The organism is Corynebacterium sp. HMSC074A09 (assembly GCF_001811545.1).
GTDB lineage: Bacteria > Actinomycetota > Actinomycetes > Mycobacteriales > Mycobacteriaceae > Corynebacterium > Corynebacterium hiratae.
This window is the reverse complement of the sequence record NZ_KV805138.1, coordinates 26,784-51,552: the sequence shown is the minus strand read 5'-3', so window position 1 is coordinate 51,552 and position 24,769 is coordinate 26,784. Positions and strand designations below refer to the sequence as shown.

Genomic DNA, 24,769 nt, shown 5'->3' with positions numbered 1-24,769 from the left:
TCACCCCAGGGACGTGACTGTTCCGAAGGCCTTGTCCAGCACTCGGGCTTTCTTCAGTGCTGCAGACGAGCCCTTCTTCGCTGCCAACGCACCGATGCCGTCCCACGCGTCAGCCGGTATGTATCCCCGGCGGGTGGCTTCGAGCAGGATCTCGGCGTGCAGTGTCACAACGTCGAGGACACGGTTCACCCACGTGGGTACCGTCTCCTGGTTTCCGGCGAACCACAGGGGTTCGCTCAACGTTGGCCACAGGAACGGCAGCATTTCAGGCTGTTTTTCCAGGGTGTACACCACCCGCGCCGGGCTCCACACCTCGTGGTACGGCAGCAACCCGATCGTGGCGGCCTTCACAGCAGCGGAGCCGTACGCCTCTTTTTCGGCCAATTCTTGTAGTCGTTCCGCTGCCCATTCCCGCTTCTGGTGGACGTTGTCGGTGCGAACCCCTGTGTAAGCGATCAATACCGCAATAAGCGCGTCGGAAAGCTCAGGTGTAGCCTCGCTCCGGTTTCTGGAATCGTCTGCAACCAGGGCGTTGCCGTCCCAATAGAGCCAGCTTTCCTTGCCTTCCGGCTCGTCCTGGTTCACGCGCTTGGAACTGGCCTGCCTTTCTTCCCGGATTTCAAGGAACAATCTGGTCAGGCTTTTAATCTCGAATACGGACGCCGGGTAGCTGGGAACAACCATGTCGAATTGCAGGTGGGGCTGCTTTGTGTTCGAACCTGCCTCGCGCAGCGAATACGTCGCCCCATCCGGGATGTTCGGCTTGGTCCCGGCCGCTGCCGGCCAGATCCGTTCGAACAGCGCTACGTCGAGCGCAGGCGTAGCAGGCTGCGGAGGTTCCACCTGCCGATCGGGCAGTTGCTTGACGACACCCCTGGCCGCGTCAACCGCCTTTGAAGAACCTTTCCGAGCCGCGAGCGCGCGTACTCCCGGCACCTCCAACGCTGACGCCGGTGCAACACCCGAGGTGACCGCAGCCAGCACCTCGCCAACATAGTCTTGCATCGCCTGAGCTGCCTCGGCGGTGCCTGCCAACATCCGCGGGGCTTTGAGAGAGGCGACGAGCACGTCGTCCAACACCGGCCAGACAACCGACAACATGCCGCGATCCGCTGCGTCGCGCAACGACTCAACAAATGATGCGATGTTGCTCAGCTGAGCATCCCAGTCGAGGTAGTCGATGTCAGCAACGCCGGGCACTAAAAGCCCGCGCTCCCAGGCTTCTTGTAGCGCTAACGCTGACTCGGTGGCATACTGCGGGCGTCCGTGACGTTGAACGGCCAGCAAATTCACCGCCCCGCCCGGCCCAAGCGGCTTGGCGCTGCGAGCTAACTGCCGAGCCATGACCGATGCATAGTCCGGGTAGAATCGTCGATCAAGGTCGATATTCAGGGCATCACCCCAGTTGGGGAATACCCCGAAGCAGTTCTTCCGGTTATTGACGATCATATTGCAGTCCAACCCAACCAACGACTTGGGCCAGGCCAAGTTGCCATTGCGGTCTGACAAGGCAAAAGGCGCCTCCATATCGACGAATGGTCTCTTCAGGTAGGACATGATCACTTGGGCTGTGTTTCGAAGTAGCAGCCTGCCGTTTGCCAGCTTCACCGGAACCTCGGGCAGGCTGGCTTTAGCGTCCGCCTTCGTCACGTCGAGGCGAGCCAGCGCCATAACCAGGTCAGCCTGCAGCACCGGGACGCCCGCGGCCGCGTACTTTTCCAAGGACGCAACCAGATCGTCGAACTCGACACTCAGATCAACCCGCGATGGTTGCGATAACAGACAGGGGATCTGCCCGAGGTGGTCAAACGTGCTTTCAATACGCATGTACCACAAGAAACTTCCCGCTTGCCAACGGGGACGCGCCGGGTCCCCCGCCAACCAGTTACGGACGACCTGTGCCCAGAGCACCGACGAGATCCCACTGAGCGCCCTTCGGGTGTCGTCCAGGCTGTGGTTAGCCAGTGCGACCGCCAGCGCCAGGAATCGTTCTGCGTCCAAGTCGAGCACAGCAATGTCACCGCGAGATGTCAACACTCGAAGCGCTTCGGTCAACGCCTCCGGGGTGACCTCATCCACTTCAAATCGTGGGACGTTCCACAGCTGTGGAGTTGGCTGCCACAGCCCGGTGACCTCGGGCTCTTCGCTTGCGACCGCGGGGGTCACGTTCCAATTCGCCAGCACCGCCTCGGCCAGCTTCGCCGTGGCTTTGTCGCGGGACTGGGCAAGTTCACTCAGTCTGTCGTATAGCAGTTCTGCACTCGCCTGCCCCGGAAAGTCGCGCTGCTTCAAAGCAGTCAACACTTGTCGCACTGCCTTCTGTGTCTTCACGTACAGGCAAGCCAGAGCCACTTCTCCCACCAGGTCGTCGGCTACGTTCGCGATCAGTCGAGGGCCGAAGCTCTCGACGATCGGCCCTTCGCCGTGACTGAGGACGGGGATTAGCGCGTCGGTGCGGGCGACCAGTTCATCGTCGGTCACCGCGATGTCGTTCACGATCAACGACGTGAGTGCTTTACGATCACCAGGACGCACCGCCGCATCCAAAGACGCAAAGAGCTGCTCCATCCCCGCGCTGCGCTCGATTAGCCCTGCTTTGACCGCAGCGGAAAGAAGCTTGCCGAAGGTCCCCGTCATCGGTGCTCCCGAACGCAGCGTGGCCTGCCAGTGCTCGTCAAATGAAGGGCGCAGTTCTTCAAAGGTCGGGAGCGCATGTTTTTCAGGCCATGGGATTTCGGCGACGTCACCGGTAAGCGCCGCAAGCGCCACCACTGCCCAGTCTTTGAGGTAGTCGATTTTTTCCGGGACAGCTAGCCCGAGGTCGCACACCAACCGGACGGCCGCCGCCCCATGGGCGGACAGGGAGTGCTCAGACGCCCTCAGGAGCGGCAGGCACACTTCATCAATGAACTCGGCGGCGTAAGCCTCGCCGCGTTGGGCGACACACCTGGCCAAAACAACATCGTCGGCATGCTGCAGCAGCCACAATGCCCTGTGCGGGATTACACCGAGCCGCAACTCAAACAGCGCCAGCATGGTTTCATCGACGTCCACCGCGCTGATCCAGCCGTAAGTGTCCGGCCCGACCTTCCCGTACTCGCCCCAGTCGCCGGTTCTCAGACCGGCTAAGGCCACCTTCTGTTGTTCTTTCGTGCCGAGCGGCAGCGTTGGCGCATCGGCGACATCAGCCTTGTCCCAACCTAATTCGCGGAAGATTTCAACGGCCTCATGCAGCCTCGGATTCACTGTCATTAGAGTCCTTGTCGTTCGGTGGGGCTGGTCGATTGCATCAGCATGACGGCGAGAACGTGCTTGCACGGACCACGGTCGCCAGCATGTGAGAGATACCAGGTGCAACTGCAAGTGGCACCCTTCTCTGGAACATCAGCATCGGGGCCGAGCCGCACGCCGTATTCAGCGTCGCCTGATGTGACGGTCCAGGCATCCGAACCAGCGCTTCGCACGGCGCCGGCGGACACGAGCTTCTGTGCTGCGGTTAACCGTGGATTGTCTTTTTCCACCCGTTCGGGCGTGTCAGGTAGTTCGCGGTGGAAATAGGCTTGGTCGTTGACATCCCACCCCACGCGACCAGAGGCTGCGAGCACTGCCAGAGCGGCTTTCACTCGAGACTCGGGAAGCGCGGTGTCCTTGGCAAGGCGGTGTACATCAATGATCGGCTCAAAGGCCAACATGGCGCTCACCAGGTCAGCGTCTTCCATGACGTTCGGTTCGGCCAGCGATGCCAGCAAGGAGCCTTCGCCGGAGTACCCGCGCCATTCTTTATCAGTCAGCCCGAGGGTGAGCCGAGCGTCCGGAAGCAGCAGCGTGATCATCGCGCCAACGGTGTGCTCGTCGGCGGGGCCGTGGACGATGAGCCCTTGCGTGTGCGGCAACAGCCGTTTTAGGGCGCTTAGCCGCTGCAGACCACTGACCAGCACCGCTCCCGGCGTCGCCACCGCACTGACCTTTACCGCACCACGGGATGAGGACAGCCAGGCTGAATGCCCGGACGAGCTCGCAGGGGGCAATCCTGCAAGGAATCGGCGTGCACCCGAGGCCGGCACCCGGAACGCCTCGACGAAACCTTGTTGTGACTGCGCCGCGTTGCCTAGTGCAGGCACCCAGCGTGACGGCATTGTCACAGGACGCTCAACCGTGGACGTCGTCAGCGTCGCCGCCCGCAGACCCTCTGCGCCGACGTCGAGATGCAGAAGTTCGTGGCGCGGCAGATTGGACAGCATCACCCTGGACGCGGGGCCGATGTCGACGTTGGTCGTGCCACGCCCGATGTCACCGCCGTCAAGGCCTGAGCCCATCACCTCGAAGCACGCGTAGACGGCGTTGCACCCCGAGAAACACTCGGCCCGCAGACGATCGCCGTGTGCGGAAAGAATCGGGTCACGCTCCGCCATCGGGGTGAAGTTGTAATAGCGGGTGGCGGTGATGTCTGCGAGTGTTACGAGCCCGCGTGCGAGCACCTGCGGGTGGGTTGCAAATCCATGGAAGAAACTGGGGGACGCGTTAAGACCATCAGGCTCTAGCCCGGGCGCGAGTGCGAGCGTCAGCCGGTCATCTACGAGAGTGGTTTCTCTGGAGAAGGTCCTTACCATTTAGTCCTCCAAGCCAGTGCCCCTTGTCAGTGGCAAGCCGTATTTGCCGCTCAGCTTACATGACCTCGCGTGAGGTTGCCGGATGGTTGTGATGATGCTGTTCTGCGGTGCTCGCATAGCGGGGGGGCTGGGTTTCGCATAGACTGCTCGCATGGCATTCCCCGTTGATGAATCACGAATCCGCGCTGCTGAGGAAGCATTGGGCCGCACCTTCCCAGACGACTTGCGGCAGCGCCTGATGTTGGAGAACGGCGGCGAAATCGACGACGCCGACGAGGGCTACTGGTTCCTCTACCCGGTGTATGACGATTCGGACCGTCGCCGTCTCGCACGCTCGGCGAATCACGTGGTCAAGGAAACCGAAACGTGGCGTTCCCAGGCCGACGGATTCCCGCAGGACGCCATCGTCGTCGCCGAGGATCAGGAAGGCAACGCGATCGTTCTCCTGCCCGGCGATGACAGCTTCTACGTCTGGGACCACGAGTCGCGGGAAACGGAGCCGATCGAGCTGCTTTTCGACAAGTGACGCTGAGTCGAGCTCAGCGAATACTTCATCGGTGCTGAAGTGGTGCGGTTTTGGTTCTTCGTCAGTGCTGCTCGTCCTGCTGATTGCTTTGCGACGCCGCGGGTGCGCCATCAGACTCCTCATGCTGCATGCGCGAGACATGTAGTCGGGCGTGGGCGATGGCGTCGAGGGTGTCGTCAAAAACGTGATTCTCGTGCGCAAGCTGGTCGAATACGCCGAGTTCGCGCAACACCGGAACATGTTCGGGCTTCGTAGCTGAGAGTAGGACTCGGGTGCCGTGACGTTCAAGGCGCCCGATCGTGTCGGCGAGCATCTGGGCGCCAGTGGCGTCGATCGTCGTGACGTAGCGCATGCGGAGCACGACAACCTTGACCGACGAGACATCAGCGAGCCCCAGGAGGAAATCGTGCGCTGCGCCAAAGAAGAGTGGGCCTTCCAAGCGGAAGGCGGCGATGTGCTCATCGAGGAGTTCGCGTTCCTTGTCGCGGTGGTCTCCCGTCTCCAGCGGGGCGGCCTCTAACACCGCCGTGCGGGCGGTATCGCGCAGCGCGAAGAAGCCCGCTATTACAAGGCCAATGAGCACGGCGACGACAAGGTCGAACACGACGGTGGCGGCAGCCGTAATAAGCAGGGTGACCCCGTCGCCCTTGGTGGCGCGCATCACCGAGCGGAGGTTCCGCGGATGGATCATCTGGATCGCAGTGGCGATAAGCACGCCGGCAAGCGCAGCGAGAGGAATCTCGCCCACCCACCGGGCCGCGACGAGCACTGCGACGAGCAAAAGCAGCGAATGGAACACCGCTGCCAGGCGCGTACCTGCGCCGGCCCGCACGTTGACGGCAGTTCGGGCGATCGCGGCGGTCGCGGGGATTCCGCCGAACAGGGGCGCGACGACATTGGCCACGCCCTGCCCAAAGAGCTCGCGGTCGGGATCGTGACGGTCGCCGACAGTCATCGCGTCGGCAACCGTCGCTGACAGCAACGATTCCAACGCACCGAGCGCTGCGACGGCGACCGCTGCCAACAGCAAGGAATCCAGGTGCTCCCACGGGATCTGCGGCCAGCGCGGGGCAGGCAACGTCGACGGGATGTAGCCGATAGTCTTCAGACCGCTGTCTGCCAGCATGTTGACGGCCGTCGCGGCAGCTACCAACACCAGCGCCGCAGGAAAGCCACTACGAATGCGGGCAGCAACCACGATTCCGGCCGCCACCGCGAGGGTCATAACGGGCGCCTGCCATACCGGAGCATCCAGCCAAGCTTTGATTGCGTCCCACGCCAACCCGAGGACCTTCTCGCCGTCCACGTCAACACCGAGTGCAGCAGGCAGCTGCTGGAGGCCGATGATCACCGCAATACCGGCTGTGAAACCTTCGACGACAGGCAACGGCATGTATTTCATCGCGCGGCCAGCGCCGGTGAATGCCAGCAAGAGCAGCATGAGCCCCGCCAGCACGCCAACGACGAGCACCCCATCGGCACCATGGTCGGCCACGATGGGGATAAGCACCACGGTCATTGCGCCGGTCGGGCCACTTACCTGGACGTTGCTACCGCCGAAGACTGCGGCCAGGATGCCCGCGACGATGGCCGTCGTAATTCCGGCTGCCGCGCCGACACCGGACGCAACACCGAAGCCGAGCGCCAGGGGGAGTGCGACGAGGGCCACCATGAGGCCGGCAGAGAGGTCGCGCCCGATCGTCGCGCGGGACCAGTCTGAGCGGCGCGGTGCAAAACGCAGGGCACGCGATCGGATGCCCACCTTGGAGACGGTGGAGGGGTAGGTCATGCTACTTTCTTGCTCCTTAGAGGCTCAACGACATCCAGCTCAACGACATCCAAAGGATACACAAGGCGCCATCCTTCGACGGGCCGCATTCGCAATTCTGGCCGATGCCTCATGTTGACGAATTCCCACCACACCCCAACCCTTCGACACTAACTTGGCCAAGTCAGGGTTGGGCGTGACGCCTGCCACAAATTAATGAAAACCATTGCCATATAAACCCTCCTCTGGTTTACTCGCGGCCATGCAGACAGTAGATACCCTCATCATCGGCGGTGGCGCGGCCGGCCTGCAGGCAGCCCTAGTCATGGTCCGCGCCCGCCGCAGCGTGCTCATTGTTGATTCCGCCACTCCCCGCAACCGTTTCGCCCATGAAATTCATGGAGTCATTGCCCTCGAGGGCACGCCACCCCTTGAGTTCCAGGAGCGCGGCAAGGAGCAGCTGCGCAGCTATGGCGCGCAGATCATAAACGCCACCGTGGATTCCGTCACCGATAATGACCGCACGCTCACCGCCACGTTGAGCAACGGTGAGACCGTCGCTGCCCGCTCCATCATCGTCGCCAGCGGCGTGGACGACGAGCACCCCAACATCCCGGGCTTGGAAGAAAACTGGGGAAATACGGTCCTCCACTGCCCCTACTGCCACGGATACGAGGTGGCGGACAAGAAGCTCGGCGTGCTCTACATCGGCGAGTTCTCCTTCCACCATGCCGCGGTTCTGCGCCAGTGGTCGAAGGACATCACCTTCTTCACCAATGGAATGGAATTCACCGACGAGCAGCGCGCGGACCTGACTCGGCGGGGCATTGCGCTTATCGACGGCCCCGTCACCGCCTTCCAAGACGGAAAAGTCCTGCTGGAAAGCGACGAGCATGCCGTCGATGCACTGTTTTACATGCCCATTCCCCGCCCCCACGATGAGTTCCTCGCTGACCTCAACCTCGAGCGCCACAGTCCGCCTCCTGCGATGGGCGGCAGCCTGATCAAGGCCGATCTCACCGGTGCCACCAGCCACCCGCGCGTCTGGGCAGTAGGCAACGTGGTCAATCCAGCCGCACAGGTGGCGATGGCCATGGGCCAGGCCAATGCTGCTGCTATCACGGTCAACGGCTTCCTCGTCGAGGATGATTGGATTTAAGTACGGTGGTGTGGCATGAAAGCTATCATTCAGACCAACCTGGAAGACCCGCACTCGCTGGAGTTGGGGGATGTCGCCACACCAGAACTAGCTGCCGGCGAAGTCCTCGTTAAAGTCAAAGCCGCCGGCGTAAACCGCGCCGACCTGCTCCAGGCCCGCGGGCACTACCCACCGCCGCCGGGCGCTTCGGAGATTATCGGCCTCGAAGTCGCAGGCGAAGTCGTCGACGCAGGCGACACCGACGTCGCGGTTGGCTCCAAGGTCGGCGCCCTGCTGGCCGGCGGCGGCTACGCCGAGTACGTGGCCGTGCCCCAAGGCCAGCTGCTGCCCATCCCCACCGGCTATTCCTTTGCCGAGGCCGCATCCGTCATCGAGGTGGCCTGCACGGTCTGGTCCAACATCGCTATGGAAGCTGGTCTTACTCAAGGCCAGACCATCCTCATCCACGGCGGCGCGGGTGGCATCGGCACCTTCGCCATCCAGGTGGCGAAGCAACTGGGCGCCACCGTCGCCGTGACGGCTGGCTCGGACGAAAAACTCGAGACCTGCAAGGAACTCGGCGCGGACATCCTCATCAACTACAACGAGCAGGACTTCGCCGAGGAACTGAAGAACCAGTGCGATGTCATCCTCGACATCATGGGCGCGAAGTACCTCAAAAAGAACCTCATCGCGCTAGCCAAGGGTGGCCACATGGTCACCATCGGCATGCAGGGTGGCACGAAGGCCGAGCTCAACATGGGTATTCTGCTTAACAAGCGCCTGACCCTGCAGGGCACCACGCTGCGCTCCCGCTCGTTGGAGGGCAAGGCCGCCATCGTTGCGGACACCGTCAAAAATGTCTGGCCTTGGTTGGAAGACGGCAGCGTCAAGCACCACCTGCATCGCACATTTGCGCTTGCTCGCGCCGCCGAAGCCCACAAAGCCCTCGACTCCGGCGAGGTCACGGGCAAGCTCGTCCTCGAGGTCTAAGCCAAAGACGCGACCACGCGGGTGAGGTGCTCGACGTCGTGATAGGTGCTAAACGGACTCAGCGAGACCGTGACAGCACCGCCGACTTCTTCCACGCCCATCTCCGTGAGCAGTGGAGTGTGCGGGGCGATGGTAGTCACCAGGCCATTGTCAAAGAGGCGACGGTGAATCACATCCGCAGGCACGTCCCGCACAGCGAAGGTGAGGCGTGGGAGGCGGTCATCGGAGGCGTCGGCTGCCGCTTCCCCTGTCACTCCCAGGACGTGAACGGCCGGCAGCGTGCCCAACAGGCTGTAGAGATCCCCGGTGAGATCCTCCATATAACCGGAGAGGGCTTCCATCGAACGTGTCAGGCGCACGCGGCGCGAACCGCGCTCCCCACCGGCGAGTTCTGCCAGATGATCCACCAGGGGACCAACGCCACCGGCCAAGCCCGCGGAGACCGGGCCAACAACAAGCTCATCGAGGCGGCGGAACATCGCGGTGTCGCGGAAGACCAGCGCCGCCATCTGCGGACCACCAAGAGCGCCCACATCCACGCCGAGGATATCCGCCCCAATCGCGTCAAAGTCGAGGAGGCGGTAGGGGGCGATAGCGGAAACGTCGACAAGCACCCAGGCGCGCGAACGCTCATGGACCGAATCAATAATCTCCGAGGCCGGCGTGACCGTGCCCAGCAGCTCGTGGGCGGCGGAAAAGGCGACAAAACGCGTCGAACCATCAACCAGATCGGCATATTGGAACGCCGGCAGCTCGCCAGTTCCCAAGTCCGGCTGCGACCACCGAATATCGGCACCCAGGTGCTCAAACGCGCTCGTAAACTCCGGGGAATCAAAACGGGAGAGCACCACCGAGGACTGGCGGCGCAGGAGCGGGCGCAGTGCGACACCCAAGGATTGGTACAGCACCGGCAGCGACGGGCCCAGGATGACGCGCTGCGCTGTCGCCCCCGTGAGATCCGCCACCGCCCGGCGCGCGGAGTCATACATGTCCGCCGCGTGGAGCTCCCCGGGGTCGTGATGCGCCGAGTGCGCGCCCACGGCATCCTCCAGCGGCTTCACCGTGGCGGACAAGCGGAAAGAACGGGCAACCCCAGAGGCCACGCGTTCCGCAATCTGCGGCGCGGCGTGCGCGTTCAGGTAGGTCCAACCATCGGACAGACCAGTGTAAAGACCTCGCACGCTGGCGACGTCATACTGTTCCGTCATGCTTCAACCCTTCCTCGAATCGTCCGATCGACTCCCTACTCTATACGCCCTACGTAAATCTTTCCTAACCCGAGATTTTCCCAGCTCGCTCGTGTTTTCCCAGGTTAAGGGCGTGTGTGTAGGTTTTTAGCGGATGTGCGCGCTAGGGTGAAGGGCGTGCAAGACAAGAAAAACCTGCGTGACGACGTCGCCCGCATGACCTCCGCGCCTGCACCCGGCGAGGAGCCGGCCTCGCGTTCCATGACCATGTCGGCGGCCTTCGCCGATCTGTTGCAAGGTGCGCGCCAGCGCGAGCTGTGGTTCAAGCTGGGCATCCAAGACATCAAGCAGCGCTACCGCCGCTCGGTACTGGGTCCTTTCTGGATCACCATCGCGACCGGCGTGATGGCCGCGGCCCTAGGCCTGCTGTACTCCATGCTTTTCCAGATCCCGGTTGCAGAATTCCTGCCCCACGTGACCGTGGGCCTGATTATGTGGAACTTCATTTCGGGCGCCATTAAGGAAGGCTCAACGGTCTTCATCGACAACGAGGGCTTGATCAAACAGCTGCCCGCACCACTATCGGTGCACGTCTACCGCTTAGTGTGGCGGCAAACCCTCTTCTTGGGCCACAACCTCATCATCTGGCTGCTGCTCATCATTATTTTCCCGCGCCACCTGGGCTGGGAGTTCTTCCTGTTCATCCCGGCGCTGGCGCTCTTCTTGGTCAACGGCGTGTGGGTCGCCATGTTCTTCGGCATCATCGCCACCCGCTTTCGTGACGTTGCCCCGCTGCTGGAGGCTCTAACCCAGCTGCTCTTCTACGTCACGCCTATCGTGTGGATGACCAACACCCTGAAGGAACAGGGAGGTGCCGTGGCCAGCCGCGCGCGCATCGCTGAGATCAATCCGCTCTATCACTACATGGAGATCATCCGCGCCCCCATGATTGGTGAACCCGTTGCCGGTTATCACTGGCTTATCGTCATCGGCTGCACCGTCGCCGGCCTGCTCATCGCCGGACTGGCCATGCGCCAGTGGCGCTTCCGTGTCTCCTACTGGGTCTAGAAAGGATCGTCCATGGTTTCCATTGATACGTATAACGCTTGCGTGGACTTTCCCATCTTTGATGCCAAATCCCGTTCACTCAAGAAGGCGATGCTCTCCACGGCCGGTGGCTCCATTGGCAAAAATGACCAGAACGTGGTCATGGTGGAGGCACTCAAAGACATCAACCTCCACCTGCGCGAGGGCGACCGTGTGGGCCTCGTCGGCCACAACGGCGCGGGCAAAACCACTCTGCTGCGCCTGCTGTCCGGCATCTACGAACCTACGCGCGGCGCTGCCGACGTCCGCGGGCGCGTTGCCCCAGTCTTCGACCTCGGCGTGGGCATGGACCCGGAGGTTTCCGGCTATGACAACATCATCATCCGCGGCCTCTTCTTGGGCCAGACCATCAAGCAGATGAAGGCCAAGATGGATGAGATCGCGGAATTCTCTGAGCTGGGTGATTACCTCTCCATGCCGCTGCGCACTTATTCCACCGGTATGCGCGTTCGCCTAGCGCTGGGTGTGGTGACCTCCATCGAGCCGGAGATCCTGCTTCTCGACGAAGGCATCGGCGCCGTCGACGCCGCCTTCATGGCCAAGGCCCGCGTGCGCCTCCAGGACTTGGTGAAGCGCTCCGGCATCCTGGTCTTTGCTTCCCACTCCAATGACTTCTTGGCCCAGCTGTGCGATACCGCCCTATGGATCGACCACGGCCAGATTCGCTCGGTGGGCGAGGTCTCCGAGGTCGTCGGCGAGTACGAAGGCCCAGAGGTGGGCCAGTACGTGCGAGATCTGCGCAAGCGCTTCGATAACGAGGAGAACGTTTAGCCCCTGCTACCTGCCTCGTTGACATATTGCGCGTCAATCATCCACGTTCCGCGCTGTCGGAAGGCGGGAATGGTACCCCGCGCCGCCTTATTGGCGGCGACGGACCCAGAGACACCGTTAACCTTTGCCCATTCCGACAGGCGAATTACCCTCGGCGCGGTCATGAGCGTGATGCGCTTGTGCAAGGACTCGACGAGTTGCCGCGCGATAAGTGTGCTCAATGCAGAAAAGTCCCCACTCACCGGGTAGCCACGGAACACTGGGTAGTAGTGGCGCTCTTTTCCTTTGTTCGGAATGATGATGGGTGGCGCCCCTAGCTCTAAGAGTTGTTGATTGATAATGACGCGCCCGATGCGCCCATTACCATCTGAAAAAGGATGGATGGTTTCAAATTCCGCGTGGAACCGCGCGATTCGGTCAACAAAGAAGCTAGTGTCCTCGTAGTATTCGGCAATGGCTGTGTCCACCAGCCTGTCCACGTATTCAGGGTTGGCCCCCATATGAGCGCCCACGCGAACCCACTCTCCCCTTCGACGAAAGCGCCCCGCCCAGTCGTCATTGATGCCGCGAAGCAGCGTGCCATGCAGTCGCAGAATGAGGTGTGCATCGAGCTTACCGACGCCTCGAATTAGTTCCTCAGTCACGTCCGCCAGGTTTGTGGCCTCAAAGACTTCCCGCAAATCATGCGCCCTAGTGGTAAACCCGGCCAGGATGTTCTCGGTGTCTTCCAAAGTCAACGTGGAATTCTCAATGGCGTTCGAGTTATACACTGACTCGGCCACCTCTGCGCGTGCTATCTCTGCGATGGCCTCAGGGGCGTCTTCCCGCAACGTCGCATACTGCTCGAGGAGAGTGTCGATCTTTGAGATGATCCGCGCGTCAAGCATGCCAACATTCTACAAGTTTCCGTGAAAATGAGTAGAAACTCTCCCAGTTTCACGAAACCTCCGTCAACGTGCGAAGTTAATTCCCAACATCGCGCCCAACTCCTCGCTCATGCCACTGACAGTCACTGCCGGCCCCGGCTGGTAATCCTCTTTGCGCAGCACTGCCTTGTTGCCTTCGATCGTGTAGCCCAGCTTGCGTGATACAGCCTGGGACGCCTCATTGCCCGGCTCCCACTCGGAGCGCAGCTGGCGCGCGCCCAAGTAATCAAAGCAGAAGACCGCAACGGCGTGACGAATCTGCGTACCAATACTGCGGCCCTGAAGGTGGTGGTAGATCCACGATCCGGTTACAACCTCATGGTTATCGGGAAAATTCTTCGCCCGCAGATCCACCGAGCCGATGATCTCACCATCAAGATGCACTCCGAAGTCGAGCGACCATTCTTCCGGGGACATCTGCGCGCGGTGCGCCCACCGGAAGCTCGGGTCCGGTTTCTCTTTCAGCCAGGGGAACGTGTACTCCGGAAGCGGCTCACCAAATATCTCAGCGGCGCTAACACCGTGGATAGCGGCGATGTCACTGTCGCGCAGCACCCGCAGGGACAGCTCGCCGACCCGCACAGTGAGTTTGAATGGAGCCCACATCTCTTCAATACCTCTTACAGCCATGGCAGCATCGTATAACTCATCACGGGTGGCACAATGGAACGCATGACTGCCACTCTGTCCCAGGCCGGAACGACGGCCGCTGTGATCGTCACCCACCAGCGCGTGGAGCTGCTGCGCGCCTCCCTTGAGCAGGTGGTGAACCAGACACACCCGGTGCAGTGGGTCATCGTGGTCGACAACGGTGCGGAAGCCGCAGTAGAGGAACTCCTCCAGGAACTGGCCGGTGAGCGCGCCGTCTACGTGCCTTCCGAAACCAACCTCGGCGGCGCCGGCGGCTTCGCGCTGGGCTTCCTCACCGCACTCGCCCTCGGCGCGGACGCGGTGTGGTGCGCCGATGACGACGGACGCCCCGCCGACCACCACGTGCTCGAGGAGCTCTACCGCGTTGCGGAAAACAACAGCCTTCACGAAGTTTCCCCCGCCGTGTGCAACATCAACGAGCCCGCCAAGCTGGCCTTCCCGCTGCGCCAGGGCTTGGTGTGGCGGCGCTACATGAGCGAATTAGAGGGCGACTTCCTCCCCGGCATCGCCTCCCTCTTCAACGGCGCGCTCATCTCCGCCGAGGCCATGGAGATCATCGGCGTGCCAGATTACCGCCTGTTCATCCGTGGTGATGAGGTGGAATATCACCGCCGCCTGGTCAACTCGGGCTTGAGCTTCGGCACTGCGCTGACCACCAGCTACCTGCACCCGGACGGCTCCGACGAGTTCAAGCCCATCCTCGGTGGCAAAATGCATACGCAATATCCGGAGGGCGAGTTCAAGCGCTTCTTTACCTACCGCAACCGCGGCTACCTTCTGTGGCAGCGCGGCATGCGCAAGCTGCTACCGCAGGAATTCGCACGTTTTGGCTGGTTTTTCCTGGTCCAGCAACATGACGTGAAGGGCTTTGTAGAGTGGTTGCGCCTGCACAACCGCGGCCGCAAGGAAGACTTCCGCAGGCCCTAAACCTCAAAGGACTTGCGCGTGCTGCGGAAAATGACCCACCGCTGCACAAAAAAGTTGATGAGTGTGGCGGTGCCTTGGGCTATCACGAAAGCCACCGCCAGTGCCCAGGACGAGGGCCAGTCCAGCGTGTGATCAAAGAAGGGAAAGGCCCAGCGATACAACAGAATGTTGATCGCATAGGTCATGGCGTAGGTAGCAAACACGGCAGCGAAGCGGCGCTTCGAGGCCCGCGCGTTGAAGGTCCAGCGCCGGTTCAGCAGATAAGCCACGAAGGTGCCCACAGCAAAGCCAACAGTTCGGGAGCCCACGTCCCCGAACACCCCTAAACCAATTTGAAAAAGCCAGGTCAGGGAGACGTCGATAAGCGCGGCAATGGCTCCCGTAATGGCGAACTTCGCGCCCTGCGCGTGCAGGGAATTCGATCGTGAGAAGCGTTCGGCGCGACCTGCCATAGTTACTTGCCCTTAAAAATGAACACGCGCTGAATGGCGAAGTTAGTCACCGTGGCCACGCCCTGCGCGATGACGAAGGCGATAGTGTCCTTCAGTGCACCCTCAAAGCCCAGACTGATCAGCGGAGCGTTGAGCACCCAATACAGAAAATTCTGCACGGCGAAGGTAGACAGGTACAGCATGCCCACGGCACCGGCGGTACGACCAGACACTTGCGCACCGAAAGTCCAGCGAGCATTGGCCACATACGCGGCGATGGTACCGAAAACCCAACCGATCGCCTTGGCCAGGGAGCGGTGCAGGCCTAGGTACGTCAGGAAGAGGGTGAGGCCATAGTCGATGGCCGCAGTGAAAACACCGACGGAGACAAAGCGCACGAGCTGTGTCTTTAGGGTGGAAGTAGGTTCAGTCACGGCGGAATACTCTACCCGCGGATGAGGGCGCGGTAAATGTCCAGGCGGTCCACGGGTGCGACGGCGTCTTCACCATAGGCGCCGAGGGAGGAAAGAACCTTGAGGGAGGCCGTGCACAGCTCCCGAATCTCAGCACCGCGAAGCTCCTCGCCGTCATCGTCGACCCAGCCTAACGCCGCCATGGCGGTCTCCACCACGGAATCCGTCAGCTCGCGCCCGCCCATACAGGACAGCGCTAGCGCCATCGACCAAAAGGCGTCCTTGCCTTCGTTTGTTACTTCTCGCGGCAGAGTACGCAGCTGGCGGTACGCCCGAGCATCAATGCTGACTTCGCGATGCAAGTCCAAAGCTTGGAGGAGCGGAACGAAGTCATAGAGCCGGGTTCTTTCAATGAGCGCGCGGACGGGACTAACCACAAGATCCAGAACTTCATCAATGGTTTCCTGGCCTGTGAGCTCAGCATTCACGGCGGTGAGATCAAACGGTGTCTGAAAAGATCCGGAGCCGCCCACGCACAGAGCCTCCGGCGTGCCGTTATCGCGCGGATAGGTCTCCACCACGACTATCTCGAAATCCCACAGCCCCCAGGCATAATCAATCTGCTCGCCTTCGCGGCTTAAGAATTCGCGCACGGTATGGCTCGGATCGATTCGTTGGCCGCGGGCATCGGTATGTTCAAAAAAGTGCCACGGCGAATTCTCTTGAGGCAGGCCGAAGCAGACCTCGAGAATATGATGAAGCTCTTCCAGCGTGAGTGCATCCGAGAAACCAATCTGGCGGTGCACCTCAGCTTCCGCGCGGACGTTGGACACCTGACACAGCAGGGTTCGAGCAGAATCACCACGTTTGGCGCGGACCTGCGCCAAATCTGTGACCTGTGAGCTCATGTGCCCCACCATACGCACTTTTAGTTGCGGGCGGCGTTCTCGCGTGCTTCGAGCTCGCTGAGGATGAACACGATGGCGGCCCCAATTCCACCCCACACCGTCCACGGTTTTGCCACGCCGCGGCGGCGGATAAAGCCAACGATTCCCCGCTGTGCCTTAATCCCCAACCAGCCGCCAACCACGAGCGCACCAAGGCCAACCGGAAGCGTCCACAGCGGCACCTCCGGCTTCTCCGGCTCCGGTTGCCCCTCGTGGCTCTCGGCATTAGTAATTGCCACGAGTGCACCAAAGCCTAAGAAAGACAGGACATAGGCGGACACGAGCGCAGTCTTGTTCTTGATCCAATCCGGATAAGAGGTCATGATCGCCACGGCCGTGGCTTGGGTGATACGTCCGGCGAGGGTGTCATCCAACGCATAATTGTCTTGCTTGGGAGAAGTCATACCGCACCACTTTAGGCGGGCGGTAGGCTACCGTGCATGTACTCCTCCAAAAAAGAGCACCTCACTCCGGCACAGCGCGCGGCGCAAGATGAGCGCGCCGAGGACGACAAGCGCCACGGGCACTTCCTCGCTACCGAGCACACCTCACTGCCGCTCAATGGTTTTATGACGCGGCTCATCGCCGAGGAACTGCCCATCCTCGACTCCACCTCGCGCGGCCGTGTCTATGAAATCCTGCGGTCTTATGAAGGCCCCGAGATCACCTCCCAGGATGAACTTCCCGAGGAAATCCGGCAGATCATGGATCTGTACTAGCCATAAACAGGACCGAAACCCACACAATCGGACAGAACAAATGTTCCGTTTGCTTGGCTTTTGTACCTAATCTCACGTTTTCACTGACGCCACAGGCACTGCCTCCTAGGTAGTGTAGAAAACCGACCCATCACATCGATTTAAAGAGTAAGAGATGGAACTGCATACTACTGAGAAGTCCCTCTACGGTTGGGGCCGCACGGCGGCGACAACCGCCCATGTTTTATCCACCCCGGACGTCGACGTCATTAAGACTGCCGTCGCCCAGGTGGCCGAGGATAACGCTGATAAGCCTTCCCACCTGCGCCGCGGCGTCATCGCCCGCGGTATGGGCCGCTCCTACGGTGACCCCGCGCAGAACGCCGGCGGCCTCGTCATCGACATGCAACCGCTCAACAACATCCACTCCATCGACCCGGAGTCGGGCATTGTCGACGTCGACGGTGGCGTCACCCTGGACCAGCTCATGAAGGCCGCCCTGCCCTACGGCCTGTGGGTTCCTGTTCTGCCGGGCACCCGCCAGGTCACCATCGGCGGTGCTATTGGTCCGGACATCCACGGCAAGAACCACCACTCCGCCGGTTCTTTCGGTGACCACGTCACCTCCATGGATCTGCTTGTCGCAGATGGCCGCGTCCTGCATCTGACCCCGGAAGGATCAGATGAGGATCCAGAAGGCGAGCTCTTCTGGGCCACCGTCGGCGGCATGGGCCTGACCGGCATCATTCTGCGCGCACAGATCAAGATGACCAAGACGGAAACCGCCTACTTCATCGCGGATACCGACCGCACGGATAACCTCGAGGAAACCATCGCCTTCCACTCCGATGGATCGGAGCACAATTACACCTATTCCTCCGCGTGGTTCGACGTCATCTCCCCAGAGCCGAAACTGGGCCGCTCCACCATTTCCCGCGGCTCGCTGGCCACCCTGGAGCAGCTGGAGGAGCTGAACCCGAAGCTGGCGAAGGATCCGCTGAAGTTCAACGCCCCGCAGCTGATGACCGTTCCGGATATCTTCCCGAACTTCACCATGAACAAGCTCTCGCTCATGGCCATTGGCGAGGCCTACTACCTCATGGGCGCCCCGGCCCGGAACCAGGTCAAGAACCTCACGCAGTTCTACCAGCCGCTGGATCTCATCGGCGAGTGGAACCGCGGCTACGGCTCCAACGGCTTCCTGCAGTACCAGTTCGTGGTGCCGACCGACGCCGTCGAGCCCTTCAAGGACATCATCCGGGACATGCAGCGCTCCGGCCACTACTCCGCGCTCAACGTGTTCAAGCTCTTCGGCCCAGGTAACAAGGCCCCGCTGTCCTACCCGATGCCGGGTTGGAATGTCTGCGTGGACTTCCCCATCAAGCCGGGCCTGGGCACCTTCCTCGACGATCTGGACAAGCGCGTCATGGAATTCGGTGGCCGCCTCTACCTGGCCAAGGAGTCCCGCACTTCGGCGGAGAACTTCCACAAGATGTACCCGGGCCTCGAGGGCTGGCTCAAAACCCGCAACGACATCGACCCGACTGGCGTCTTCGCCTCCGACATGTCCCGCCGCCTCGAGCTGCACTAGAAAGGATTAACCTCATGCTGAATGCAGTAGGCCAAGCACAACACATCCTCCTTCTCGGCGGCACCTCCGAGATCGGCCTCGGCATCGTCGAGGAATTCCTCGAGCGCGGTCCGGCCAAGGTCACCTTGGCTGCTCGTGCCGACTCCCCACGTATCGCGGAGGCCCGCGCCACCATCGAGTCCCGCGGCGGCGACGTTGAGGTCCTGGACTTTGACGCGACTGACTTCGAGGGCCACCCGGACGTCGTCCAGCGCGCGTTTGAACGTGGCGATGTCGACGTCGCCATCATCGCCTTCGGCACCCTCGGTGACCAGGAGGAACTCTGGCAGGACCAGGCTAAGGCAGTTGCCTCGGCCCAGACCAACTTCACCGCACCGGTCTCCCTCGGAGTCTTACTCGGCCAGAAGTTCCAGCAGCAGGGCCACGGCACCATCGTGGCGCTCTCGTCTGTCGCCGGCATGCGCGTGCGCCGCTCCAACTTCGTCTACGGCGCCTCCAAGGCCGGCGTGGACGGCTTCTTCATCAACCTCGGCGAAGCCCTGCGCGGCTCCGGCGCCAAGGTGCTGGTGGTTCGCCCGGGCCAGGTGCGCACCAAGATGTCGGCGGAGGCCGGCGAGGCGCCGCTGACCGTTAACGTCTCCGACGTGGCCAAGGCCACCGTCAAGGCAGTGCTCGACGGCAAGCAGTCCATCTTCGTGCACCCGCTCTTTGAGTACGTGTCCTTGGGATTCAAGTTCATCCCGCAGGCCATCTTCCGGAAGCTGCCTTTCTAAAGTTCCGCTATGTCCACGGCGTGTGGGAGACTAAGTGCATGACTGAGTCTCCCGCCACGTCGTCTATGTCCCCCACCGTGGAATATAACGTCGACCGCTTGACGCGTCGCGCCACTCTCGTGGGAATGGCCGCCGCCGCTGTAGGTGGCGGCCTTATCACGCTCATTGGTTTCTTCGCCTTCAAGACGGTCTCCCTGCCGGCGTTCAGCACGTCGATGGTGACCCGCGCATTGAGCACTGCGGGAACTGCGCTCACCGTTCTCCTAGTGGGCGCGTTATGCGTGTGGTGGGTGATTGGCGCCTCCCCGCGCCCCCGCTGGCGAACGTGGCTCACCACCGCTGTGTGTTATATCTCCCCAGCGCTGCTCACGCTGACCAGTATCGGCCTCCCCCTTTCGGCCTCCCGCCTGTGGCTCGACGGCGTCCAGGTAGACCAGGTTTTCCGCACCCAATTCCTGACCCGCGCCACGGAAGCCGGTTCCTATGCGGACATGAACTACGAGGGCCTACCCACCTTCTACCCACTGGGCTGGTTCTGGATGGGCGGGCGCCTCGCAAACCTCCTCAACATGCCCGGCTGGGAGGTATACCAACCGTGGAGCCTCATCTCCCTGGCCGTATCCGGGTGCATCCTGGTTCCCCTGTGGCAACGGCTGTCCGGTTCCCTTCCGGTTGCCGCCGCCATTGCCCTCACCACCACAGCGGTGACGTTGGCCATCGGCGCTGAGGAGCCGTATTCCGCGGTCATCGCCATGGGGGTGCCGGCCGTGGCCGTGCTGTGCTCGCATGCTTTCCACAGCTCCTCCTGGTTCTCCACCGCCGGAATTGCCATCTACCTGGGAGTTTCCGCCTGCTTCTACACGCTCTATACCGGTGCCGTGGCATTGACCATCGTCAGTCTCATTGCGCTCGTCACCTGCATGGCCGAACGTACATGGACTCCCCTGATACACCTCGCCACTATCGCGGCCGGTTCCCTGGCCATCGCCGCGATCGCCTGGGCGCCATACCTGCGCGCGGTTCTGCATGCCACCGCCCCGCTGGAATCCACCGCGCAGCATTACCTGCCGGAGGAGGGAACCCAGATCCCGGCCCCCTTCCTCTCCTTGTCCGTCATCGGCATTCTCAGCCTCATCGGCTTGATCTACCTCGTCCTACGCATCGACGAACCCGACATCAAGTCAATGGGCACCGCGATCGTCGGCACCTACCTGTGGATCTTGGCTTCTATGGTCATGACCCTCGCCGGCAGCACGCTGCTGGGCTTCCGCCTCGAGCTGATCGTCGCGGTGCTCTTCGCCACTGCTGGCATCCTCGCGCTGGCCGACGTCCGCCTCATGGGCCTTCCCACGCTCTACCCGGCGCGCTTCACCGAGACCACGAGCAGGCGCATAACCTTGGTATTCGCCATCATCATGGGCCTTGGCGGTATCTACTATGCCCAGCAGATCCCGGCGACGAACGTGACCGCCCTGGACCACGCCTATACCGATACCGACGGCTACGGTGAGCGCGCGGACCGCTACACCAGCGATTCCTCCGCCAACTACGCCAAGATCCGCGAGTTCATCGACTCCCAGGGCTACGACGCCACCGACACGGTTGTCCTGACGGATGAAAAGCTCTTCATGGCGTATAACCCCTACTACGGGTTTAACGCCTTCACCAGCAACTACGCCAACCCGCTGGGAGAGTTCAGCACCCGCAACCTGCAAATCGAGGAGTGGGCCTCTAAGTCCTGGGAACAAACTCCGGAGGAGTTCGCGCAGTCTCTCGAGTCTGCGCCGTGGCGCGGGCCCGACGTCCTCATTTTCCGCGGCGACATGGAAGAACCCGGTGGTGGTTACAAGACCCACTTGGCAGAAGACATCTACCCCAACCAGCCCAACGTGCGCTACCGCGCGGTGTTCTTCAACCCGGAAGTCTTTGAGAAGGGTTGGGAAGTCGAGCAGATCGGCCCCTTCGTCGTCGCGGCCAGATCTTAATAAGGCACGTCGGTGACGTACACTGATCGCCGTGTCAGATCGGAATACCTCTTCACTGCGAGCACCGCAATCGCTGCGGCTCACCGCCATCATCGCGGGACTCATCGGTTTCCTGTGCTTTGTGGCCACGCCGCTGCTGCCGGTGAACCAGACCCAGTCCTCCTTCGATTGGCCCCAGCAGGGCTCCCTGCAGTCCATCAACGCCCCGCTCATCTCGGTGGCGCCGGAAGAAATTGATGCAGAGATCCCCCTGAGCGCCGTCGACAAGCTGCGCGATGGCCAGGACCTGCTCTACGGCACCGTGCCACCGGAGTCCAAGAAGGCCTCCAACCGCGGCATGTTTGTCCGTGCCGGCGAGGGTGGTCTCTCGGTCACCAGCCTCGATGAGGTCATTTTCTCGCTCACTGCCGAGCAAGTGGCGAAGCTGCCTGACGACGCCACCCTCCGCATCCAGTCCACCGGCGACGGCACCACGGTGACCCTGGGCAAGCACAAGAAAACTTCCGATGAGGATCTGCGCCCGCAGGTTACCGGCGTCTACACCGAAATCGACGACACCCCGGAAGCCCTTAAAGAGCTGGGCGATGACCTCCGTATCCACGTCGAGATCAACTCGCGCTTCACCTCCTCCCCGACACCGCTCAAGCTCATCGCCATGTGGCTGGGCTTGGCCATGGTGGTCATCAGCCTGGTGTGTTTGTGGCGAATTGACCGCCTCGATGGCAAACGCTTCGGCTTCATGCCCGAGACCTGGAAGCAGATCCGCCCGCTGGATGGCGTCGTGGCTGCCGTACTCGGCTGGTGGTATATTTTCGGCGCCAACACCTCCGATGATGGCTTCATCCTCACCATGGGCCGCGTTTCCGATCACGCGACCTACATGGCGAACTACTACCGCTGGTACGGCGTCCCCGAGGCCCCGTTCGGTGCTCCCTACTACGACCTCGTAGCATGGCTGGCGCAATTCTCCAGCGCCTCCATCATCGTGCGCCTGCCCTCCCTCATTTCGGCGCTCATCATCTGGTTCGTGTTGTCGCGCGAGATGCTCCCGCGCTTCGGTGCCCGCGTCAACGAGCGCCGCTTGGCGCACTGGACCGCGGCCTTCATGTTCTTGGCTTTCTGGCTGCCGTATAACAACGGCATCCGCCCGGAACCCATCGTGGCCCTCGGCGTCATGCTGACGTGGGCCTCCTTTGAGCGCGCCATCTCCAACCAGCGCCTCCTACCAGCGGCCGTAGGCACCATCATCGCCGCCATTACCCTGGCCGCAGGCCCCACTGGTCTTACCGCGGTGGGCATTTTCCTGGTCTGCCTGCCCTCGCTGTTCCGCATCATGGGTACGCGCGCTTCCCAGGTCGGCTGGACAGCCCTCATCGCCCCGTTCCTGGCCTGCGGCACTGCGGTCATGGTTGCCGCCTTCGGGGATCAAACGTTAGCGTCCGTGCTCGAGTCCACTCGCGTTCGTTCCGCGGTCGGCCCGTCCCTGCCGTGGTACTCGGAGTTCGTGCGCTACTCCACGCTGTTTGAGCCCTCCGTGGATGGCTCCCTGACGCGCCGCTTCGCCATGTTCACCATGCTCTTCTGCCTGGCGCTCATTATCTACGCTTTCATTAAGGACCACCGCGTCGTGGGCGCGGAGGCAGATCCCACCAAGCGCCTGCTAGCCATCATGGCGCTGTCGGCCTTCTTCCTCATGTTCACGCCGACGAAGTGGACGCACCACTTCGGCATCTACGCCGGTGTCGCCGGCGTTATCGCCGCGCTCGGCTCGGTGGTCCTTTCCCAGATCGCCATGCGCTCCCCGCGCGCCCGGACCTTCTCCATCGCCGCGGTGATTTTCCTCATGGCCATCTCCCTGGGCGGCTGGAACGCCTGGTGGTACGTGTCTTCCTTCGGCATCCCGTGGTGGGACCGCACGGTGCAATTCAAGGCTATTGAGGCCAATACCGTGGTGCTCGCCATCGGCATGGTGGTGCTGGCGATTGGCCTCTACCAATCACTTACTCACAACAGCCGGAAGGCTGAGGTGTCCCGCTGGGCAGGCGCCATGTCCGCACCAATCGCAGTGGCCTGCATCCTCATCGTCGCCTTCTCCTGCGCCTCCTTTGCCAAGGGCTACGTGGCCCAGGCGGATTCTTACTCCGTGGGCAAGGGCAACCTGGCCTCCCTACGCGGCGATGTCTGCTCGCTCGCGGATGCCACGCTGGTGGAAACCAACACCAACGACGCTTTCCTCACTCCGGTTACAGGCGAACTCAAAGACTCCCTGGTGGATCCGGAGGAAGACAATTTCGGCTTCGGCCCGAACATGATCAAGGAGGATATTGAACCGGAGAACCTCAACTCGGCGTCGGTAGGCGCCATTGCCAACACCACCGGTGATTCCTCTGCGTCCTCCAATGAGCAAAAGGAGCTCACCGAAACCGAGGAGAAGGCCACCGAGGTCACCGACTCTTCCGCCGGCGGCGTGCGCGGAACCTTGGGCGTCAACGGCTCCGAGATGCACCTGCCCTTCAACCTGGATTACACGAAGGTCCCGGTCATGGGCTCCTACGATGAGTCGCAGCGCTCCACCGCCACCATCACCACGCAGTGGTACAACCTGCCGGAATCCTCAGAAAACTCCCCCATCCTCTCGGTTTCTGCCGCCGGCAAGATTTACCACCACGACGTCAACGGCGTGGAGCAGGAGGGCACCGAGCTCACCCTGGAGTACGGCACCCTCAAGGACGGCAAGGTCACCAACAAGGGTGAGGCCGAGCTTTCCGACGTCGGTGCTACCCCCAAGTGGCGCAACCTCCGCATTGCTCTGGACGAGCTCCCGGAGGAGGCCAACGTCGTGCGCCTCGTTGCGGTAGACGACTCCACCGATGAGGATGATTGGATGGCGTTTACCCCGCCGCGCGTGCCGGAGCTTGCCACCATCAACTCGCAATTCGATTCCTCCACCCCGGCACTCCTTGACTGGTCCGTCGCCCTGCAGTTCCCCTGCCAGCGCACCTTTGACCACTACGCCGGGGTAACCGAAATTCCGCAGTTCCGCATTCTTCCCGACGCCGCCGCGCAAACTTCCCTCACGGACTTCCAGTCCTTCTCCGGTGGTGGCGCGCTGGCCACCGCGGAAGCAGTGAACTACTCCTATGAGATCCCGAGCTACCTCAACAACGATTGGGCGCGCGACTGGGGCTCCATTGAAAAGTATGAGCTGCGCACCAACTCCCAGGGCGAGGCCCCGCTGGAGGCAGAGATCGACCAAGAGATCATCCAGCGCTCCGGCTGGTGGAAGAACTCTGAGATGAAGATTCGCCCAGAGGGCGAGCAATAGCC

General features: G+C 61.9%; 21 protein-coding genes. 11 read left to right on the top strand and 10 right to left on the bottom strand.

All coding sequences use genetic code 11. The features are described 5' to 3' along the window. Both HMPREF2807_RS04240 and HMPREF2807_RS04235 read right to left on the bottom strand, forming a co-directional pair. Positions 1-3,252 (bottom strand): hypothetical protein, encoded by a 3,252-nt coding sequence (locus tag HMPREF2807_RS04240; RefSeq protein ID WP_070510715.1) that lies wholly within the window; start codon positions 3,250-3,252, stop codon positions 1-3. Next, the gene (locus HMPREF2807_RS04235) at positions 3,252-4,610 is read right to left on the bottom strand and encodes an SWIM zinc finger family protein (protein WP_070510713.1); all 1,359 of its coding nucleotides are present in this window, start codon (positions 4,608-4,610) and stop codon (positions 3,252-3,254) included. The genes HMPREF2807_RS04240 and HMPREF2807_RS04235 overlap by 1 nt, the downstream gene beginning before the upstream one ends. 151 nt (positions 4,611-4,761) lie before the next feature. On the opposite strand from HMPREF2807_RS04235, the gene HMPREF2807_RS04230 reads away from it, so the two are divergent. After that, a complete protein-coding gene (locus tag HMPREF2807_RS04230; RefSeq protein ID WP_070510711.1) occupies positions 4,762-5,136 on the top strand; it encodes an SMI1/KNR4 family protein in 375 nt (124 codons plus the stop codon). A 61-nt stretch (positions 5,137-5,197) separates the two neighbouring features. Here HMPREF2807_RS04230 and HMPREF2807_RS04225 read toward each other — a convergent pair whose 3' ends face one another. After that, positions 5,198-6,925: a SulP family inorganic anion transporter gene (locus tag HMPREF2807_RS04225; RefSeq protein WP_070510709.1), complete on the bottom strand. Its 1,728-nt coding sequence runs from the start codon at positions 6,923-6,925 to the stop codon at positions 5,198-5,200. Positions 6,926-7,166: 241 nt separating this feature from the next. Here HMPREF2807_RS04225 and HMPREF2807_RS04220 point away from each other — a divergent pair, with 241 nt between their 5' ends. Continuing rightward, positions 7,167-8,063: an NAD(P)/FAD-dependent oxidoreductase gene (locus HMPREF2807_RS04220; RefSeq protein ID WP_049156767.1), complete on the top strand. Its 897-nt coding sequence runs from the start codon at positions 7,167-7,169 to the stop codon at positions 8,061-8,063. Between the two features lie 15 nt (positions 8,064-8,078). Then, on the top strand, positions 8,079-9,035 hold the full coding sequence (locus HMPREF2807_RS04215) for an NAD(P)H-quinone oxidoreductase (protein ID WP_049156764.1): 957 nt from the start codon (positions 8,079-8,081) through the stop codon (positions 9,033-9,035). On the opposite strand, the gene HMPREF2807_RS04210 is transcribed toward HMPREF2807_RS04215, so the two are convergent. After that, a complete protein-coding gene (locus tag HMPREF2807_RS04210; RefSeq protein WP_070510707.1) occupies positions 9,032-10,243 on the bottom strand; it encodes an aminotransferase class V-fold PLP-dependent enzyme in 1,212 nt (403 codons plus the stop codon). The two genes, HMPREF2807_RS04215 and HMPREF2807_RS04210, sit on opposite strands and share 4 nt — an antisense overlap. A 195-nt stretch (positions 10,244-10,438) precedes the next feature. On the opposite strand from HMPREF2807_RS04210, the gene HMPREF2807_RS04205 reads away from it, so the two are divergent. Together HMPREF2807_RS04205 and HMPREF2807_RS04200 are read left to right on the top strand one after the other, a co-directional pair. Further along, positions 10,439-11,290 carry a galactan export ABC transporter permease subunit Wzm/RfbD gene (locus tag HMPREF2807_RS04205; protein ID WP_049156811.1) on the top strand — a complete coding sequence of 284 codons (852 nt, stop codon included), beginning with the start codon at positions 10,439-10,441 and terminating at the stop codon, positions 11,288-11,290. Positions 11,291-11,302: 12 nt separating this feature from the next. Continuing rightward, positions 11,303-12,100, top strand: coding sequence for a galactan export ABC transporter ATP-binding subunit Wzt/RfbE (locus HMPREF2807_RS04200; RefSeq protein WP_010188329.1), 798 nt, complete (start codon positions 11,303-11,305; stop codon positions 12,098-12,100). On the opposite strand, the gene HMPREF2807_RS04195 is transcribed toward HMPREF2807_RS04200, so the two are convergent. Together HMPREF2807_RS04195 and HMPREF2807_RS04190 are read right to left on the bottom strand one after the other, a co-directional pair. After that, a complete protein-coding gene (locus tag HMPREF2807_RS04195) occupies positions 12,097-12,987 on the bottom strand; it encodes a Fic family protein (RefSeq protein WP_070510705.1) in 891 nt (296 codons plus the stop codon). The two genes, HMPREF2807_RS04200 and HMPREF2807_RS04195, sit on opposite strands and share 4 nt — an antisense overlap. Positions 12,988-13,050: 63 nt before the next feature. Next, complete coding sequence (locus HMPREF2807_RS04190) at positions 13,051-13,656, bottom strand: GNAT family N-acetyltransferase (protein ID WP_083306675.1); 606 nt, start codon at positions 13,654-13,656, stop codon at positions 13,051-13,053. 33 nt (positions 13,657-13,689) lie between these two features. Between HMPREF2807_RS04190 and HMPREF2807_RS04185 the strand changes: the two genes are divergently transcribed. Then, a complete protein-coding gene (locus HMPREF2807_RS04185) occupies positions 13,690-14,604 on the top strand; it encodes a galactofuranosyltransferase GlfT1 (RefSeq protein ID WP_198531372.1) in 915 nt (304 codons plus the stop codon). On the opposite strand, the gene HMPREF2807_RS04180 is transcribed toward HMPREF2807_RS04185, so the two are convergent. Genes HMPREF2807_RS04180 through HMPREF2807_RS04165 form a run of 4 tightly spaced genes read right to left on the bottom strand, consistent with a single transcriptional unit; the run spans position 14,601 to position 16,799 of the window. Next, positions 14,601-15,056, bottom strand: coding sequence for a GtrA family protein (locus HMPREF2807_RS04180; protein ID WP_070510702.1), 456 nt, complete (start codon positions 15,054-15,056; stop codon positions 14,601-14,603). The two genes, HMPREF2807_RS04185 and HMPREF2807_RS04180, sit on opposite strands and share 4 nt — an antisense overlap. 2 nt (positions 15,057-15,058) lie before the next feature. After that, positions 15,059-15,469: a GtrA family protein gene (locus HMPREF2807_RS04175; RefSeq protein WP_046647042.1), complete on the bottom strand. Its 411-nt coding sequence runs from the start codon at positions 15,467-15,469 to the stop codon at positions 15,059-15,061. Between the two features lie 11 nt (positions 15,470-15,480). Continuing rightward, a complete protein-coding gene (locus tag HMPREF2807_RS04170) occupies positions 15,481-16,356 on the bottom strand; it encodes a plasmid pRiA4b ORF-3 family protein (RefSeq protein ID WP_070510700.1) in 876 nt (291 codons plus the stop codon). A gap of 20 nt (positions 16,357-16,376) precedes the next feature. Next, positions 16,377-16,799, bottom strand: a complete 423-nt coding sequence (locus tag HMPREF2807_RS04165) for a hypothetical protein (RefSeq protein WP_070510698.1) — start codon at positions 16,797-16,799, stop codon at positions 16,377-16,379. A gap of 36 nt (positions 16,800-16,835) precedes the next feature. Here HMPREF2807_RS04165 and HMPREF2807_RS04160 point away from each other — a divergent pair, with 36 nt between their 5' ends. From HMPREF2807_RS04160 to HMPREF2807_RS04140, 5 genes are all read left to right on the top strand, one after another. After that, on the top strand, positions 16,836-17,114 hold the full coding sequence (locus tag HMPREF2807_RS04160; RefSeq protein ID WP_046647039.1) for a hypothetical protein: 279 nt from the start codon (positions 16,836-16,838) through the stop codon (positions 17,112-17,114). Positions 17,115-17,268: 154 nt separating this feature from the next. Next, positions 17,269-18,684 (top strand): decaprenylphosphoryl-beta-D-ribose oxidase, encoded by a 1,416-nt coding sequence (locus HMPREF2807_RS04155; RefSeq protein ID WP_070510696.1) that lies wholly within the window; start codon positions 17,269-17,271, stop codon positions 18,682-18,684. 14 nt (positions 18,685-18,698) lie between these two features. Further along, entirely contained in the window at positions 18,699-19,457 is a 759-nt protein-coding gene (locus tag HMPREF2807_RS04150) for a decaprenylphospho-beta-D-erythro-pentofuranosid-2-ulose 2-reductase (protein ID WP_046647037.1), read from the top strand. A gap of 38 nt (positions 19,458-19,495) precedes the next feature. Further along, positions 19,496-21,442 (top strand): galactan 5-O-arabinofuranosyltransferase, encoded by a 1,947-nt coding sequence (locus tag HMPREF2807_RS04145; RefSeq protein ID WP_070510693.1) that lies wholly within the window; start codon positions 19,496-19,498, stop codon positions 21,440-21,442. 31 nt (positions 21,443-21,473) lie between these two features. Further along, on the top strand, positions 21,474-24,767 hold the full coding sequence (locus HMPREF2807_RS04140; RefSeq protein ID WP_070510691.1) for an arabinosyltransferase domain-containing protein: 3,294 nt from the start codon (positions 21,474-21,476) through the stop codon (positions 24,765-24,767). Positions 24,768-24,769: the final 2 nt, after the last annotated feature.

Bases quoted from the DNA above. Each gene is read 5' to 3' on its own strand.
- HMPREF2807_RS04240 (WP_070510715.1), bottom strand. From the start codon at position 3,252: ATGACAGTGAATCCGAGGCTGCATGAGGCCGTTGAAATCTTCCGCGAA.
- HMPREF2807_RS04235 (WP_070510713.1), bottom strand. From the start codon at position 4,610: ATGGTAAGGACCTTCTCCAGAGAAACCACTCTCGTAGATGACCGGCTG.
- HMPREF2807_RS04230 (WP_070510711.1), top strand. From the start codon at position 4,762: ATGGCATTCCCCGTTGATGAATCACGAATCCGCGCTGCTGAGGAAGCA.
- HMPREF2807_RS04225 (WP_070510709.1), bottom strand. From the start codon at position 6,925: ATGACCTACCCCTCCACCGTCTCCAAGGTGGGCATCCGATCGCGTGCC.
- HMPREF2807_RS04220 (WP_049156767.1), top strand. From the start codon at position 7,167: ATGCAGACAGTAGATACCCTCATCATCGGCGGTGGCGCGGCCGGCCTG.
- HMPREF2807_RS04215 (WP_049156764.1), top strand. From the start codon at position 8,079: ATGAAAGCTATCATTCAGACCAACCTGGAAGACCCGCACTCGCTGGAG.
- HMPREF2807_RS04210 (WP_070510707.1), bottom strand. From the start codon at position 10,243: ATGACGGAACAGTATGACGTCGCCAGCGTGCGAGGTCTTTACACTGGT.
- HMPREF2807_RS04205 (WP_049156811.1), top strand. From the start codon at position 10,439: ATGACCTCCGCGCCTGCACCCGGCGAGGAGCCGGCCTCGCGTTCCATG.
- HMPREF2807_RS04200 (WP_010188329.1), top strand. From the start codon at position 11,303: ATGGTTTCCATTGATACGTATAACGCTTGCGTGGACTTTCCCATCTTT.
- HMPREF2807_RS04195 (WP_070510705.1), bottom strand. From the start codon at position 12,987: ATGCTTGACGCGCGGATCATCTCAAAGATCGACACTCTCCTCGAGCAG.
- HMPREF2807_RS04190 (WP_083306675.1), bottom strand. From the start codon at position 13,656: ATGGCTGTAAGAGGTATTGAAGAGATGTGGGCTCCATTCAAACTCACT.
- HMPREF2807_RS04185 (WP_198531372.1), top strand. From the start codon at position 13,690: ATGGAACGCATGACTGCCACTCTGTCCCAGGCCGGAACGACGGCCGCT.
- HMPREF2807_RS04180 (WP_070510702.1), bottom strand. From the start codon at position 15,056: ATGGCAGGTCGCGCCGAACGCTTCTCACGATCGAATTCCCTGCACGCG.
- HMPREF2807_RS04170 (WP_070510700.1), bottom strand. From the start codon at position 16,356: ATGAGCTCACAGGTCACAGATTTGGCGCAGGTCCGCGCCAAACGTGGT.
- HMPREF2807_RS04165 (WP_070510698.1), bottom strand. From the start codon at position 16,799: ATGACTTCTCCCAAGCAAGACAATTATGCGTTGGATGACACCCTCGCC.
- HMPREF2807_RS04160 (WP_046647039.1), top strand. From the start codon at position 16,836: ATGTACTCCTCCAAAAAAGAGCACCTCACTCCGGCACAGCGCGCGGCG.
- HMPREF2807_RS04155 (WP_070510696.1), top strand. From the start codon at position 17,269: ATGGAACTGCATACTACTGAGAAGTCCCTCTACGGTTGGGGCCGCACG.
- HMPREF2807_RS04150 (WP_046647037.1), top strand. From the start codon at position 18,699: ATGCTGAATGCAGTAGGCCAAGCACAACACATCCTCCTTCTCGGCGGC.
- HMPREF2807_RS04145 (WP_070510693.1), top strand. From the start codon at position 19,496: ATGACTGAGTCTCCCGCCACGTCGTCTATGTCCCCCACCGTGGAATAT.